This is a genomic window from Curtobacterium sp. MCSS17_005, from assembly GCF_003234225.2.
Lineage (GTDB): Bacteria > Actinomycetota > Actinomycetes > Actinomycetales > Microbacteriaceae > Curtobacterium > Curtobacterium flaccumfaciens.
This window is the reverse complement of sequence record NZ_CP126258.1, coordinates 3,479,700-3,494,654: the sequence shown is the minus strand read 5'-3', so window position 1 is coordinate 3,494,654 and position 14,955 is coordinate 3,479,700. Positions and strand designations below refer to the sequence as shown.

Annotated in this window: 13 protein-coding genes; 10 read left to right on the top strand and 3 right to left on the bottom strand. The window is 70.0% G+C overall.

Annotated elements, in window-relative coordinates:
- Nucleotides 1-21 precede the first annotated feature (21 nt).
- From DEJ20_RS16665 to DEJ20_RS16655, 3 genes are all read left to right on the top strand, one after another.
- A complete protein-coding gene (locus tag DEJ20_RS16665) occupies nucleotides 22-213 on the top strand; it encodes a hypothetical protein (protein ID WP_111234660.1) in 192 nt (63 codons plus the stop codon).
- A gap of 61 nt (nucleotides 214-274) precedes the next feature.
- On the top strand, nucleotides 275-1,393 hold the full coding sequence (locus DEJ20_RS16660) for a GuaB3 family IMP dehydrogenase-related protein (protein ID WP_027466694.1): 1,119 nt from the start codon (nucleotides 275-277) through the stop codon (nucleotides 1,391-1,393).
- Between the two features lie 62 nt (nucleotides 1,394-1,455).
- On the top strand, nucleotides 1,456-3,342 hold the full coding sequence (locus tag DEJ20_RS16655; RefSeq protein ID WP_071404640.1) for a glycerol-3-phosphate dehydrogenase/oxidase: 1,887 nt from the start codon (nucleotides 1,456-1,458) through the stop codon (nucleotides 3,340-3,342).
- Nucleotides 3,343-3,412: 70 nt separating this feature from the next.
- Here DEJ20_RS16655 and DEJ20_RS16650 read toward each other — a convergent pair whose 3' ends face one another.
- On the bottom strand, nucleotides 3,413-3,916 hold the full coding sequence (locus DEJ20_RS16650) for a hypothetical protein (RefSeq protein WP_111234661.1): 504 nt from the start codon (nucleotides 3,914-3,916) through the stop codon (nucleotides 3,413-3,415).
- Nucleotides 3,917-3,991: 75 nt separating this feature from the next.
- Here DEJ20_RS16650 and DEJ20_RS16645 point away from each other — a divergent pair, with 75 nt between their 5' ends.
- The 5 genes from DEJ20_RS16645 to guaA are packed head-to-tail and all read left to right on the top strand — an operon-like array spanning nucleotide 3,992 to nucleotide 8,793.
- Nucleotides 3,992-4,522, top strand: a complete 531-nt coding sequence (locus DEJ20_RS16645; protein WP_017885470.1) for a cation:proton antiporter regulatory subunit — start codon at nucleotides 3,992-3,994, stop codon at nucleotides 4,520-4,522.
- A gap of 3 nt (nucleotides 4,523-4,525) precedes the next feature.
- Nucleotides 4,526-5,977: a cation:proton antiporter gene (locus DEJ20_RS16640; RefSeq protein ID WP_111234662.1), complete on the top strand. Its 1,452-nt coding sequence runs from the start codon at nucleotides 4,526-4,528 to the stop codon at nucleotides 5,975-5,977.
- Between the two features lie 5 nt (nucleotides 5,978-5,982).
- Nucleotides 5,983-6,759 (top strand): SURF1 family cytochrome oxidase biogenesis protein, encoded by a 777-nt coding sequence (locus tag DEJ20_RS16635; protein WP_111234663.1) that lies wholly within the window; start codon nucleotides 5,983-5,985, stop codon nucleotides 6,757-6,759.
- A 10-nt stretch (nucleotides 6,760-6,769) separates the two neighbouring features.
- Nucleotides 6,770-7,216 (top strand): DUF3817 domain-containing protein, encoded by a 447-nt coding sequence (locus DEJ20_RS16630; RefSeq protein WP_017885467.1) that lies wholly within the window; start codon nucleotides 6,770-6,772, stop codon nucleotides 7,214-7,216.
- Nucleotides 7,213-8,793 (top strand): glutamine-hydrolyzing GMP synthase, encoded by a 1,581-nt coding sequence (gene guaA, locus DEJ20_RS16625; protein WP_111234664.1) that lies wholly within the window; start codon nucleotides 7,213-7,215, stop codon nucleotides 8,791-8,793. The genes DEJ20_RS16630 and guaA overlap by 4 nt, the downstream gene beginning before the upstream one ends.
- Nucleotides 8,794-9,237: 444 nt before the next feature.
- Here the strand turns inward: guaA and DEJ20_RS16620 are convergent, their stop codons facing one another.
- A complete protein-coding gene (locus tag DEJ20_RS16620; protein WP_042539759.1) occupies nucleotides 9,238-10,110 on the bottom strand; it encodes a Bax inhibitor-1/YccA family protein in 873 nt (290 codons plus the stop codon).
- Nucleotides 10,111-10,141: 31 nt separating this feature from the next.
- Nucleotides 10,142-11,146 carry a DUF817 domain-containing protein gene (locus tag DEJ20_RS16615; protein WP_111234665.1) on the bottom strand — a complete coding sequence of 335 codons (1,005 nt, stop codon included), beginning with the start codon at nucleotides 11,144-11,146 and terminating at the stop codon, nucleotides 10,142-10,144.
- A gap of 106 nt (nucleotides 11,147-11,252) precedes the next feature.
- On the opposite strand from DEJ20_RS16615, the gene DEJ20_RS16610 reads away from it, so the two are divergent.
- A complete protein-coding gene (locus DEJ20_RS16610; protein ID WP_111234666.1) occupies nucleotides 11,253-12,263 on the top strand; it encodes a glycerophosphodiester phosphodiesterase family protein in 1,011 nt (336 codons plus the stop codon).
- A 12-nt stretch (nucleotides 12,264-12,275) separates the two neighbouring features.
- Entirely contained in the window at nucleotides 12,276-14,720 is a 2,445-nt protein-coding gene (locus DEJ20_RS16605) for an ATP-dependent helicase (RefSeq protein WP_111234667.1), read from the top strand.
- Nucleotides 14,721-14,955 lie beyond the last annotated feature (235 nt).

The following is a 14,955-nucleotide window of genomic DNA, read 5'->3' as shown; positions in this document are numbered from 1 at the left end:
CGGGTCGGTATCGTTCCGCGGGTGCGCACCTCCGGACCCCTCGTGCTCGACGCCCTCGTCTGGCTCGTGTTCATCGCGCTCTTCGTCGGGGCGGCGCTGCTCGTCAAGGTCGCGGCCGTGCTGCTCGTCGTCCTCGTGGTGCTCGCGCTCCTGCTCGGCTTCGTGCTGCGGGCGCTCCGGAAGCGCCGACGGGCGCCGCGCCACCCGCGCTGACGGCTCCGTCCGCACCGTCCGGCCCGTGCACGTCGCAGAGCCCGCCCGGTAGGCTGTCCGAGTGAGCGAAGTCGAGATCGGTGCAGGCAAGCGCGGACGTCGGGCGTACGCGTTCGACGACATCGCAGTGGTCCCCTCCAGGCGGACGCGTGACCCGCGCGACGTCAGCGTGCAGTGGTCGATCGACGCGTTCACGTTCGCGTCGCCGATCCTGTCGGCGCCGATGGACTCCGTGTCCTCGCCGGCGACGGTCATCCAGATGGGCAAGCTCGGCATCCTCGGTGTGCTCGACCTCGAAGGGCTGTGGACCCGCTACGAGGACCCGACCCCGTACTACGACGAGATCAAGTCGCTCACCGACGGCAACGTCACGAAGCGCATGCAGGAGATCTACTCCGAGCCGATCAAGGCCGAGCTGATCACCGCACGCCTGGCCGAGATCCGCGCAGCCGGGGTGCCGGTCGCCGGTTCGCTCAGCCCGCAGCGCACCCAGGAGTTCTCGAAGACGGTCGTCGACGCCGGTGTCGACCTGTTCGTCATCCGCGGCACCACGGTCTCGGCCGAGCACGTCTCCCAGACCGAGGAACCCCTCAACCTCAAGAAGTTCATCTACGAGCTCGACGTCCCGGTGATCGTGGGCGGTGCCTCGACGTACACGTCGGCGCTGCACCTCATGCGCACCGGTGCCGCCGGCGTGCTCGTCGGCTTCGGTGGCGGCGCAGCGTCGACCACCCGCGCCGCGCTCGGCATCCACGCCCCGATGGCCACCGCCGTCGCGGACGTCGCCGGTGCCCGTCGTGACTACCTCGACGAGTCGGGCGGCCGGTACGTGCACGTCATCGCCGACGGCGGGCTCGACACCGCGGGCGACATCGTCAAGGCCATCGCCGTTGGTGCCGACGCCGTCATGCTCGGCACCGCGCTCGCCCGTGCGACCGAGGCCCCGGGTGGCGGCTACCACTGGGGTGCCGAGGCACACCACCCCGAGCTGCCCCGCGGCCGCCGGGTCGAGGTGGGCACGATCGCCCCGCTCGAGAACGTCCTGAACGGTCCGACGCCGACCCACGACGGCCGCGCCAACCTGGTCGGTGCCCTGCGTCGCTCGATGGCGACGACGGGATACTCCGACGCCAAGGAGTTCCAGCGAGTAGAAGTGGTCGTGGCGCCGTACCACCAGTGACGGTGGCACCCGGGCACGAACCCGGGTGACGCCACGGCGCCGACCGTGACCCGGAGGCGACGATGGCCAAGTCCAGCACGACGAAGCAGACCAGCACGGCCGGACGTCCGCGTGACGTCACGCCCGGCGTGGGGTTCGACCCCGCGGCGAAGCTCGGGCCGGACGAACGTGCGGCCGCGATCGAGACGCTGAAGACCAAGGAGCTCGACGTCCTGGTCGTCGGCGGCGGGATCGTCGGTGCGGGCAGCGCGCTCGACGCCGTGACCCGCGGCCTGAGTGTCGGCATCGTCGAGGCCCGCGACTGGGGCTCGGGGACGTCGAGCCGTTCGTCGAAGCTCGTGCACGGCGGCATCCGCTACCTCGAGCAGCTCAACTTCGCACTCGTCCGCGAGGCCCTCATCGAGCGCGGCCTGCTGCTCCAGCGCATCGCCCCGCACCTGGTGAAGCCCGTGCGCTTCCTCTACCCGCTCAACCACCGGGTCTGGGAGCGCTTCTACATCGGGATCGGCATGGCGATGTACGACGTGTTCAGCTGGTCCGGCGGCCGTCCGCCCGGCGTCCCGCACCACCGGCACCTCAGCCGGAAGCAGGTGCTCAGGAACATGCCCGGGCTCAAGAAGGACGCCTTCGTCGGCGGCATGACGTACTACGACGCCCAGGTCGACGACGCGCGCTACGTCGCGTCGCTCGTGCGCACCGCGGCCTCCTACGGCGCCGAGGCAGCGAGTCGCGTCCGCATCGAGGGGTTCATCAAGGTCGGGGAGCGCGTGGTCGGCGCGCAGGCCCACGACATCCAGACCGGCGAACGGTTCGAGATCCGCGCGAAGCAGGTCGTCAACGCCACCGGTGTCTGGACCGACGACACCCAGGCGATGATCGGCACCCGCGGCCAGTTCAAGGTGCGGGCGTCGAAGGGCGTCCACCTCGTCATCCCCCGTGACCGGTTCCAGTCGAACACGGGCATGATCCTGCGCACCGAGAAGAGCGTGCTCTTCGTCATCCCGTGGGGCCGCCACTGGCTCGTCGGCACGACCGACACCGACTGGTACCTCGACAAGGCGCACCCGGCAGCGACCGCGGCGGACATCGACTACATCCTCGAGCACGTCAACAAGGTGCTCGCCGTCCCGCTCACCCGCGAGGACGTCGAGGGCGTCTACGCCGGCCTCCGCCCGCTGCTGGCGGGGGAGTCCGACCAGACCTCGCAGCTCAGCCGCGAGCACGTCGTCGCGCACACCGTGCCCGGGCTCGTCGTGGTCGCCGGCGGCAAGTGGACGACGTACCGTGTGATGGGCAAGGACGCCATCGACGAGGCCGTCGCGGCCATGGACGGCAGGATCCCGGAGTCGACGACCGAGGACATCCCGCTCCTCGGCGCCGAGGGCTACCCGGCCGCGTGGAACCGACGCGCCCGCACCGCACGGAGCTTCAACGTGCACAAGGTCCGCATCGAGCACCTGCTCAACCGGTACGGGACCCTCGCGACCGAGGTGCTGCAGCTCGTCGAGCAGGACCCCGCGCTCGCCGAACCGCTGCCGGGAGCCGACGACTACATCGGCGCCGAGGTCGTCTACGCTGCCTCGCACGAGGGCGCCCTGCACCTGGAGGACGTCCTCGCCCGCCGAACCCGCATCTCCATCGAGGCCTGGGACCGCGGCGAGTCAGCGGCGCCCGTCGCCGCGAAGCTCATGGCGGACGTGCTCGGCTGGGACCAGGAGACGACCGAGCACGAGGTCGCGAACTACCTGAAGCGCGTCGCCGCCGAACGGGAGTCGCAGCTGCAGCCCGACGACGAGAGCGCGGACCGCGTGCGGCTCGAGGCCCCGGACATCGCGTTCGGTTTCGACGAGGACGACGTGGTCGTGGGCGGCGGCCGCTCGGACGGCGCCGAGGGCGCGAAGGCGTCCGACGAGCAGGTCGTCGGCGAGAAGACGAGCGAGCCGGAGTAGCGAGCAGCGTCGCGGACGCACCACGGGCCTCCAGGCCAGCAGACCGGACTGGAGGCCCGTGGTGCGTCCGTCAGGCGGCGTGCGCCCGCAGGGCGGCGCGGCGCACGTGCGCCGCCTGGCCGACCACGAGCACCACCGGGATCCCGATCAGCGCGACGAGGCTCGTCACGTAGAGCACGCCCGACCAGATCGTGTGGGCACCGCCGCCGACCCCGTAGGCGTCCGCGACGTCCATGCCGAGGGCGATCGCCGCCACGAACGACATCGGCGTCCCCATCACGACGACGGCGAGCAGCACCGCCGCGATGACGTGCGCCCTCGCCCGGGTGATGAGCAGCAGCACCGACAGCCCCGCGGCGAACAGGACACCGACGACGGCGATCCCGAGGACGGTGGCGATGTCCGCTCCGACCGAGAAACCCTGCTCCGAGAGCTCGGCGTGGATCTCGGCCAGGGTCGCACCGGGCACGGCGGCGAGCGGGTCCAGCACCAGTGCGTCCACCGCCAGCAGCGCTGCGTACAGCGCGACGACCAGCACCCCGACGACGGCGACGACGGTCCGTGTTCTCCCCATCCACAGAACAGTAGTCCGCGGAATGCGCGGGACCACCGGGTGGTTAGCATGGGGGTACTCGAAGAGGGAGCCATCATGGTCGACGTCCATCGCGTCAAACTCCCCGGAGTCGGCGTGCTGCACAGCTTCTACACCGACGACGGTGGCAAGTGCGGTGTCATCACGCACCGGTCGGGGCACTCCGACCTCATCTCGTTCGCCGACGTCTCCGACGGCGCGGACAAGTCCGAGAAGGTCTCGCTGCGTCTCAGCGAGGACGAAGCGCACACGCTCGCCGAACTGCTCGGCGGCACCCGGATCACCGAGGGCCTCGACAAGCTCGACGAGATCCCGGGGCTGTCCATCGACTGGTTCTCCGTCGACTACGACGACGCCATCGCGGGCAAGCCCCTCGGTGACCTGCACGACTCGGGCTTCATCGGCCTGACAGTCGTCGCCGTGGTCCGTGGCGACAGCGCCAACCCGGCGCCCTCGTCGGACTTCGTCGTCTTCCCCGGAGACACGATCGTCGTCGCCGGATCCCCCGAGAAGGTCGCCAAGGCGTTCTCCTTCTACCGCAGCGGAGAGCTTGCGGCCGCCTCGGCCGAGGCCCCGCGGAAGAGCTAGCGCATGCACCTGGGTGGTGAGCTGCTCACCATCGGTGTGCTCTTCGTCATCGCCTACGTCCTGGGCCGGCTCGGCAAGTCCATCGGTCTGCCGGCCATCCCGATCTACATGGTGGTCGGACTCGTCGCGAGTCCGAACACGCCGTGGTTCGGGCTGAGCGTCGAGTCCCACACGATCGAGCTCATCGCGACGTTCGGGCTCATCCTGCTGCTGTTCAACCTCGGGCTCGAGTTCGACCAAGAGGAGTTCTACGGCAACGCCGGCAAGCTCCTGGTGTCGGGCGGCACCTACGTCGTCATCAACATGGGCGTCGGGTTCGCCTTCGGGTTCTCGCTCGGCTGGGGCACCCGTGAAGCCCTGATCATCGCGGGCATGACGGCGACGTCCTCGAGCGCCATCGTGACGAAGCTCCTCATCGAGCTCCGGCGCCTGGCGAACGACGAGACCCCGATGATCCTCGGCGTCACCGTGATCGAGGACGTCTTCATCGCCGTCTACCTGGCGATCGTCTCCGTCGTGCTGTCCGGCGACACCAACGTCTGGGCCGTCGTCGGCAAGCTGGCACTCGCGTTCGGGTTCCTCATCGTGATGTTCACGCTCGCGCGCTTCGCGGGCAAGTGGGTCTCGAAGATCTTCGCCACCCGTGACGACGAGCTGTTCACGGTGCTGTTCTTCGGACTCGCGGTCATGTTCGGCGGCATCGGCGACCTGCTCGGCGTGACCGACGCCATCGGTGCCTTCGTCATCGGCCTCCTCTGCGGAGCGACCCGGTACCGCGACCGCATCGAACAGCTCGCCCTGCCGATGCGCGACGTCTTCGCCGCGTTCTTCTTCGTCAACTTCGGGCTCGGCCTCGACCTGTCGACCTTCGGCGAGGTGCTCTGGCCCGTCCTCGGCGCCATCGGCATGACGGTCGTGCTCAACGCGGTCGCCGGCCAGATCGTCGCGCGGATGAACGGCTTCAACGTCCAGCAGGGCATCAACACCGCCGTCATCCTGGTGAACCGTGGCGAGTTCGCGCTGATCCTCGCGACGCTGTCGGCTGCCGCCGGGCTGGAGGCGCGGATCACCGCCTTCGCGGGCCTCTACGTCCTCTGCATGGCCGTCCTCGGGCCGCTGCTCGCGGTGAACTCGGACCGGATCGGCCGCCTCGTGGTGCGCCCGGGTCGGCTCATCCGCCTGCGCGGACGCCTGGGCGGCCGACGTGCCGTCGCCGCAGCAGCCGCCGCCGAGAGCGCCGAAGCGGCCGAGGCCGAGGCGGACGCCACCGCCGCGGCGCGGAAGGCCGAGCGGGACCGCCAGTTCGCCGAGGAGTTCGCCCTCGTCGAGGCAGCTGGCAGGGACGAGCGAGACAATGAGGAGCCCGAGCCGACGTCCGCCCCCGTGACGTCGCCGGTCGAGATCCCCGCCGAGCGCCCCGAGCGCCCGGTCCGACAGCGCGATCCGGAGTACTGATACAGATGTGGGCCGTTGCCCGACGACCGAGGTGGATCGCGCTGCTGTTGCTGGCGCTCGTGCTGGCGGCGGTGTTCGCCGGGCTGGGCAAGTGGCAGCTGGAGCGGTCGATCGCCAACGGCAAGCCCCTGCCGGCGACCACCGAGACCCGCCGCACGCTCGAGGCGGTCACGACCCCCGAGCGCCCCGTCAGCGAGAGTCTCGCCGGGCAGAAGGTCACCGTCTCCGGGACCTTCGTCGCCGACGACACCACCGTCCTGACCGGCCGCACCGGCGGTGGGAAGTACCAGACCGTCGGACACCTGGTGGACTCGGATGGTGGGGCGAGCCTCCCGGTCGTCATCGGGTGGTCCGACCAGCGGCCGGCCGCCGTCGCCGGGGGCGAGCGCCTGGCGGACGGCCAGACGCTCACGATCCAGGGTCGCTACTACCCGGCCGAGTCACCCGACCAGGACGCGTACAAGAAGGGCGAGTACTCCGCCGTCGCCCCCGCCCGGTTCGTGAACACCTGGCAGGCCTTCGACGACCGCATGTACCTCGGGTACGTCGTCGCCGACGGCACCACCGCGAAGGCCGCCGACCTCGGCACCATCGCCGACCGTGCACCGTCGCGCGAGGTCCAGTTCGACTGGCTCAACCTGTTCTACGCGATCGAGTGGGTCGTCTTCGCCGGCTTCGCCGTGTTCCTCTGGTACCGGTTCGTGAAGGACGCCTGGGAGCGCGAGCAGGAAGAGGAGCGCGAGGCAGCGCTCGCCACCGAAGCCGACGCGCTCCGACGGTAGGATTGCCGGCATGGCCCTGACCGTCCGAACCCGTGACATCCCCAAGATCCCGGGGGCGGTGAAGTGGTACCGCGTCTCGGCGTACATCACCGGCGTGCTGCTGCTCGCCCTGGTGGTCGAGGTCATCATCAAGTACACGCCGCTGCAGCTCGAGATGCAGCTCGGCAACGGTCCGTTCTTCGTGCCCAACGGCACGGCGGGCGAGACCCCGGGCACGTTCAACCTGTCGATCGCGATCCTCATCGCCCACGGCTGGCTGTACGTGCTCTACCTCTTCACGGACTTCCGTCTGTGGAGCATCATGCGCTGGAGGCCGTCGCGCTTCCTGCTCATCGCCCTCGGGGGCATCATCCCGTTCATGTCCTTCGTGGTCGAACACCGCATGCAGCAGCGGGCCATGGACACCTACCACGAGCTGATCGCTGCCCAGCAGCGTGAGAAGGAGGCCGCTCGGTGAGCGAGACCGAACAGCGTCCCGTCCTCGTCGTCGACTTCGGGGCCCAGTACGCGCAGCTCATCGCGCGTCGGGTCCGTGAAGCGAACGTCTACAGCGAGATCGTGCCGCACTCCATCACCGCGGACGAGATCCGCGCCAAGGACCCGGCGGCCATCGTGCTGTCCGGTGGTCCGTCATCCGTGTACGAAGAAGGCGCGCCGTCGCTCGACGGTGACATCCTCGACCTCGGCGTCCCCGTGCTCGGCATCTGCTACGGCTTCCAGGCCATGGCGACCGCCCTCGGTGGCGAGGTCGCGAACACCGGTCTGCGCGAGTACGGCGCCACCGACGTGACCCTCGCCCCCGGCACCAGCACCCTGCTCGGCGACCAGCCGGCGGACCAGGTGACGTGGATGTCACACGGCGACTCCGTGGCCAAGGCACCGGCCGGCTTCGAGGTGCTCGCCTCGAGCGCATCGACGCCCGTCGCGGCGTTTGCGTCCGACGAGCGCAAGCTCTACGGCGTGCAGTGGCACCCCGAGGTCAAGCACTCCGTGTACGGCCAGGCCGTGCTCGAGAACTTCCTGCACCGTGCCGCGGGCCTGCCCGGCGACTGGAACTCCAGCAACGTCATCGAGGAGCAGGTCGCCCGCATCCGCGAGCAGGTCGGCTCCGCGCGGGTCATCGCCGGGCTCTCCGGTGGTGTCGACTCCGCCGTCGCCGCAGCCCTGGTGCACAAGGCCGTCGGCGACCAGCTCACCTGCGTCTTCGTCGACCACGGGCTCCTGCGTGCCGACGAGCGCAAGCAGGTGGAAGAGGACTACGTCGCCTCCACCGGTGTCCGGCTCATCACGATCGACGCCGAGCAGCAGTTCCTCGACGCCCTCGCCGGCGTGAGCGACCCCGAGCAGAAGCGCAAGATCATCGGGCGCGAGTTCATCCGCACGTTCGAGGGCGCAGCCGAGGCACTCGTGCTCGAGGCCAAGGCTTCCGACTCCGATGCCGAGGTCAAGTTCCTCGTGCAGGGCACGCTCTACCCCGACGTCGTCGAGTCCGGCGGCGGAGCAGGCACCGCGAACATCAAGTCGCACCACAACGTCGGCGGCCTGCCCGAGGACATGACGTTCGAGCTCGTCGAGCCGCTGCGCACCCTGTTCAAGGACGAGGTCCGTGCGGTCGGCCGCGAGCTCGGGCTGCCCGAGGTCATCGTCGGTCGCCAGCCGTTCCCCGGCCCGGGCCTGGGCATCCGCATCGTCGGCGAGGTCACGAAGGAGCGGCTCGAACTGCTCCGCGCGGCCGACAAGATCGCCCGCGAAGAGCTCACCGCGGCCGGTCTCGACAAGGAGATCTGGCAGTGCCCGGTCGTGCTGCTCGCCGACGTCCGCTCCGTGGGCGTGCAGGGCGACGGCCGGACCTACGGGCACCCGATCGTGCTCCGTCCGGTCTCGTCCGAGGACGCCATGACCGCCGACTGGACGCGTCTGCCGTACGACACCCTCGCGAAGATCTCGAACCGCATCACGAACGAGGTGCCCGACGTCAACCGGGTCGTGCTCGACGTCACGTCGAAGCCGCCGGGGACGATCGAGTGGGAGTAGGGCTCCCCTGAGCAACGCAAGGCCCGGTACGCGTCACGCGTGCCGGGCCTTCGTGCGTCCGGTGGCGGCGCCGGGATCGGTGCCGGAGGCGCACGAACTGCCGTGTGCCGGGACGTGTGACGGCAGTCCGCGCGACCCGGGCGCTGCGCGTGCGGCGGGTTGTGCGACCTCGGGCGGCTGGAGTCGGGGGCGTGGGTGCTGCCGGGGCCGTCGAGCGGTCACAACACCCCGCGGGCCCGGGGCCGAGCGGTCACGAAGTGTCGGCTGGCCCTTGCCCGGGCGACACTTTGTGACCACTCGGCGGGCGTTCGGCGGGGTGTTGTGACCACTCGGACCGCCCCCCTGGGACCGCCGCCGCCCCGCTCGCCCCGCTATCCGCGACCACCGGCCCGGGGACGACGAAGGGCCCCGGCAGCGCCGGGGCCCTTCGCGTGTGCGCTGGTACTAATTGCGCGAGCTGCTCGCGATGATGGCGAGGATGCGCAGGATCTCGAGGTACAGCCAGACCAGCGTCACGATCAGGCCGAACGCCGCGGTCCAGGCGTAGATGCGGGGTGCGCCACGCTCGACACCGGTCTTGATCTGATCGAAGTCGAGGATCAGCGAGTACGCCGCCATGACGACCACGAAGATGCCGATCAGCACACCGAGCGGGATGCCGAAGAGCGTCACGCCCATCAGGCCGAACGCGCTCTGCGTCACGCCGGTCCACATCAGGACCAGGTTCACCAGGGAGAACGCCATGTACCCGACCATCGCGATCAGGAAGAAGCGCGTGGCCTTCGGGGTCGCGCGGACCTTGCCCGAGCGGAACAGGAGCAGGGTGACGAAGAACACACCGAGCGTGCCGAACACCGCCTGCGCGACGATGCCGTCGGCCTGGGGGAACGCGGTCTGGAAGTAGTTCGAGATACCGCCGACGAACAGCCCCTCGAAGAACGCGTACGTCAGGATCAGACCCGGCGAAGGCTTCTTCTTGAAGGTGTTGACGAGCGCCAGGACGAACCCGACGAGCGCGCCGACGACCCAGACGGCCGGGGGCAGGTTCCAACCGGCCACCGCGCCGACGACGAGCACGCCGAACGCGAGCAGCGTCTTGACGATGGTGTCTTCGTACGACATGCGGTCGGTGTCCACCGGGGACGCAGTCGGGCGGTCGTACATGTACTGCAGCTGCTCGGGGGTCATGCCGCCCTGGGCCTGCTGCGGGGTCTGTCCCCAGCCGGCCTGCTGCTGACCAGCACCGCGCCCGCCCCAGGTGTTTGCCCCCTGTGCGTTGAAGGCGGGGGACTGGTCGAAACCGGGCTTGAAGGCCATGGTGTCCTCTTCCTAGGAGATTCGAGTCCTCTCAGCCTAGGGGCGCTCGGTCGCGGAAGGCTGAGGATTCGCGGCGAGCGGACGCGGGCCCAGCGGGCTCCGTCGAGGGAAGCCTAGGGTCGCCCGCTGCACGCGCGCCCCGAGGACGTCGAGAGTCCGCCGTCGAGCCCGTCGAGCGCGCCCATCCCGACGGCAGCGCCGGGTAGAGCCACGTGACGAGCGCGACCGAGATCGTCATGAGCAGGAACCACGCCACGATCTTCGTCGGCGCCACCGGCTGCCACACCGCGAGCTGCGCCGGGTAGCTCCACGCCCCGGCCCAGGTCGCGACGTTCTCCGCCGCCCAGATGAACACCGCGACGAGTCCCATCGCGACGAGCACGGGCATCCGCAGCGTCGCCCGGTGGATCCGCACGTGCATGGTCGTGCGGGCGAAGAGCAGCAGCACGAGCGCGAGCAGCACGTACCGGGCGTCGGCGACGAAGTGGTGGCCGAAGAAGTTCAGGTAGATCCCGCCCGCCACGACCGCCAGCAGCCACTGCCGTGGGTACCGGTCGAACCGCAGGTCGAACAGCCGGTAGACCCGCACCATGTACGACCCGACGGCGCCGTACATGAACCCCGAGAACAGCGGCACCCCGGCGACGACGAACAGCCCACTCGACTCGTAGGTCCACGAGCCCATGTGGGTCTTGAACACCTCCATCGCGGTCCCGACGACGTGGAACAGCAGGACGACCCGGAGCTCCCGCACGGTCTCGAGCCCGAACACGAGCATCCCGACCTGCAGCAGCACGGCCGCGATCGTCAGCACGTCGTTCCGCATCGCCGCCGGCACGGTCAGGTGCACCACGGCCATGGTCGCGAGCAGCAGCGCCCCGAACGCGCACGCCCAGGCCTGCTTCGCTCCGAACACCAGGAACTCGGTGACGAACACCCGGACGGGCCGGTGCGGCTGGTGCCCGGCGTCGAGCAGACGGCGTGCGGCCCGGTCGATCCGGGCCTCGACGGCGGTGGAGAGCGAACGGACGGTCATGCGGCGATGCTCGGCGTCGTCGCTGGGAACGACGGCCGCCGGAGCGACGCGTGTGTCCCGCGACACAGGCGCCCCGCTGGTCACCGGCGGCAAGTAGGGTCGCGCCATGACCCTCGTGATCGCCCACCGCGGTGCGTCCGGCTACCGTCCTGAGCACTCGCGGAGCGCGTACGAGCTCGCGATCGAACTCGGCGCCGACGCGATCGAACCGGACCTGGTGCCCACGAAGGACGGCGTGCTGGTGCTCCGGCACGAGAACGAGGTCTCGGGCACCACGGACGTCGCCGACCACCCCGAGTTCCGGCACCTGCGCACGACGAAGACCGTCGACGGCCAGACCCTGACCGGCTGGTTCACCGAGGACTTCACGTGGGCCGAGCTGCAGACGCTCCGCACCCGCGAGCGCCTGCCGGTGCTGCGGCCGGGATCCGCCGAGCACGACGGTGCGCAGCCGATCCTGCGGCTCGTCGACCTGCTCGCGATCCTCGACGCCGCACCCCGCCCGGTCGGGCTCGTCGCCGAGGTCAAGCACGCCGCGTACTTCGACCGCGCCGGGTTCCCGATGGCTGCACTCGTCGACGCCGCGCTCAGCCAGGCCGGGTGGCGGCAGGACGAGCGGCTCACGGTGGAGAGCTTCGAGAAGGGCGTGCTGCGCGACCTGCGCGAGCGGGGGACCGGTGGTCGGCTCGTGTACCTCCAGGAGGCCCGTGGCAGCGCCGCGGACGAGGTCGCGTCCCACGGATCGCTCGCCCCCACCTACGCCGCCGAGCGCTCCGAGGACGCGCTCGCGTCGTTCGCGACCGAGTTCCACGGCATCAGCGTCGACCTCGGCACCCTGATGGCCGGCGTCGACAGCGTCGCCCTCGACGACCCGACGCCGGTGCGCAGCGCGATCGTCGACCGCGCCCACGCCGCCGGGCTCGCGGTGTACACGTGGACCCTCCGGCCGGAGAACCGGTTCCTGCCGTCGCCGTTGCGTCGTGGTGGCGACGTCGCGGCGTTCGGCGACTGGGAGCGGTGGTTCACGTCCGTGATCCGCACAGGACTCGACGGGGTGTTCGCCGACCACCCCGACCTGGCGGTGCTCGCCCGGTCCGCTGTCGGGGGCCTCGCCTAGAATGTCCCGGACATGACGATCGTGCTCGACCCCTTCGAATCGACGCCCGAGCCGGGCGCCGGTGCCCGCGCGTACGAAGACCCGTTCACCGCGGGTCTGAACCCTCAGCAGAAGGAAGCCGTCGAGTACCGCGGCGAGTCCCTGCTGATCGTGGCCGGCGCCGGTTCCGGCAAGACGAGCGTGCTCACGCGCCGCATCGCGCTGCTGCTCGCCAACCGCGAAGCCTGGCCGTCGCAGATCCTGGCGATCACGTTCACGAACAAGGCCGCCGCCGAGATGCGCGAGCGCGTCCGGGCCCTGGTCGGTGGCGAGGCTGAGGGGATGTGGATCTCCACGTTCCACTCGGCGTGCGTGCGCATCCTGCGGCGCGAAGCCGAGCGGTTCGGGTTCCCGCAGTCGTTCACGATCTACGACTCCGCCGACTCCAGGGCGCTGCTGAAGCGGATCATCAAGGAGCTCGAGGCCGACTCCCTCGGGCTGACCGTCGGCGCTGCGGCGTCGAAGATCTCGAAGCTCAAGAACGAGCTGCAGGACATCGACACCTACGCGCGCAACATCAACGTGAACGACCCGCAAGAGGTCATGTTCACCGAGGTGTTCCGGCGCTACACGAACGAACTCCGCCGGGCGAACGCGTTCGACTTCGACGACCTCATCGGCCAGACGGTGTTCCTGTTCCGGGCCTTCCCGGACGTCGCCGCCCTGTACCAGCGCCGTTTCCGGTACATCCTGGTCGACGAGTACCAGGACACGAACCACGCCCAGTACGCCCTGATCCGTGAGCTCACCCGCCCGGTGCCGGTCGAACAGGTCGACAGGCTCGAGGACTCCGGCCAGCACGTCGCCCGGATGCGGGAGACCGACGGGTCGATCGCCCCCGCGTCCCTGACGGTGGTCGGCGACTCCGACCAGTCGATCTACGCGTTCCGCGGGGCGGACATCCGCAACATCGTCGAGTTCGAGCGGGACTTCCCGAACTCCAAGACGATCCTGCTCGAGCAGAACTACCGCTCGACGCAGAACATCCTCGACGCGGCGAATGCCGTCATCGCGAACAACTTCGACCGCCAGGCGAAGAGCCTGTTCACCGACGTCGGTGCCGGCGAGAAGATCGTCGGCTTCACCGGGTACACCGGCCACGACGAGGCGCAGTTCGTCGCCGACGAGATCCAGCGCCTGCGTGAAGACGGCATGGACTACCGCGACATGGCGGTGTTCTACCGGACCAACTCGCAGACCCGTGCGCTGGAGGAGATCTTCATCCGTGCGGCGATCCCGTACCGGGTGCTCGGCGGAACGAAGTTCTACGAGCGCGCCGAGATCAAGGACGCGATGGCGTACCTGATCACCGTCGCCAACCCGGCCGACCCGATGGCCCTGCGCCGCATCCTCAACGTGCCCAAGCGCGGCATCGGCTCGGTCACCGAGACCACGCTGCAGCGCTACGCCGACGAGCACGAGACCACGATGCGCGACGCTCTGCGGCACGCGGGCGAGCTCGGCTTCGGGCCGAAGGTGCGGAACGCCATCACGGAGTTCGCGGCGCTGCTCGACTCCGTGTCCGAGAAGGCCCCGACGCAGCCGGTGGTCGACACCCTGACGCAGCTGCTCGACGGCTCCGGGCTGCTCGACAACCTGCGCAAGTCGCCCGACGCGCAGGACGCCGCCCGAGCCGACAACATCGACGAGCTCGTGGCCGTGACGCGTGAGTTCCAGAAGAACAACCCCGAGGGGACGCTGTCGGACTTCCTGACCGAGGTCTCGCTGGTCGCCGCGGCGGACGAGCTCGACGACTCTTCGGGCACGGTGTCGCTGATGACCCTGCACACCGCGAAGGGCCTGGAGTACGACGCGGTGTTCCTGACCGGCGTCGAGGAAGACCTGCTGCCGCACCGGATGTCCGCCAACGAGCCCGGCGGCCCGTCGGAAGAGCGCCGGCTGTTCTACGTGGGCATCACCCGCGCCAAGAAGGTCCTGTTCCTGTCCCTCGCGATGACCCGTGCCCAGTTCGGCGACGTGAACGTGGCGATGCCCTCGCGCTTCCTGCAGGAGATCCCCGAGGGGCTCATCGAGTGGAAGCAGTCCCCGGGCATGGCGAACAGCCGCGGTGGCACGCAGCCCCGCGCCCTGAACGCCAAGCGCGACGGCGGCTTCGGCGGAGGCGGGGGTGGTGGCTACCGCGGTGGTGGTGGCTGGGGCGGCGGCTCGTACGACCGCGCAGCGGCGGCCTCGAAGACCCGCCCGAAGACCGAGTGGGCGAACCGGGTGTCCGGGCAGGTGCGCGACAACGGCGACATGGAACTCGTCGCCGGCGACCGCATCAAGCACGTCGACTTCGGTGAGGGCACGGTGTCCGCGGTGACGGGTCAGGGCGCCAAGCGGATCGCCGAGATCGCGTTCGACTCCGCGGGCCGCAAGAAGCTCCTCATTAAGATCGCCCCGATCGAGAAGCTGTAGAGCCCTCACCGGTCCACACCGAACCGGCAGCAACCCGTCCACCGAGGACCGCGGGCTGGCCGCGGTCGGCAGGCCGGGTCGAGCGGGACGTCCGCATCGGCCGCCGGCCCCTGCAGCCGAGCGGGTTCACGATCGCCTGATCCGCCCGGTGAGTTGACGCTCGACGTACCTGTCGGGCGGACGCTCGCCTGCCTCCCGGGCGGGCGTCCGACCGTCCGGGGGAGGGGCGTCTGAC

What these genes read in the sequence shown, in the direction of transcription:
- DEJ20_RS16655 (WP_071404640.1), top strand. Translation starts at nt 1,456, where the DNA reads ATGGCCAAGTCCAGCACGACGAAGCAGACCAGCACGGCCGGACGTCCG.
- DEJ20_RS16650 (WP_111234661.1), bottom strand. Translation starts at nt 3,916, where the DNA reads ATGGGGAGAACACGGACCGTCGTCGCCGTCGTCGGGGTGCTGGTCGTC.
- DEJ20_RS16645 (WP_017885470.1), top strand. Translation starts at nt 3,992, where the DNA reads ATGGTCGACGTCCATCGCGTCAAACTCCCCGGAGTCGGCGTGCTGCAC.
- DEJ20_RS16640 (WP_111234662.1), top strand. Translation starts at nt 4,526, where the DNA reads ATGCACCTGGGTGGTGAGCTGCTCACCATCGGTGTGCTCTTCGTCATC.
- DEJ20_RS16635 (WP_111234663.1), top strand. Translation starts at nt 5,983, where the DNA reads ATGTGGGCCGTTGCCCGACGACCGAGGTGGATCGCGCTGCTGTTGCTG.
- DEJ20_RS16630 (WP_017885467.1), top strand. Translation starts at nt 6,770, where the DNA reads ATGGCCCTGACCGTCCGAACCCGTGACATCCCCAAGATCCCGGGGGCG.
- DEJ20_RS16620 (WP_042539759.1), bottom strand. Translation starts at nt 10,110, where the DNA reads ATGGCCTTCAAGCCCGGTTTCGACCAGTCCCCCGCCTTCAACGCACAG.
- DEJ20_RS16615 (WP_111234665.1), bottom strand. Translation starts at nt 11,146, where the DNA reads ATGACCGTCCGTTCGCTCTCCACCGCCGTCGAGGCCCGGATCGACCGG.
- DEJ20_RS16610 (WP_111234666.1), top strand. Translation starts at nt 11,253, where the DNA reads ATGACCCTCGTGATCGCCCACCGCGGTGCGTCCGGCTACCGTCCTGAG.
- DEJ20_RS16605 (WP_111234667.1), top strand. Translation starts at nt 12,276, where the DNA reads ATGACGATCGTGCTCGACCCCTTCGAATCGACGCCCGAGCCGGGCGCC.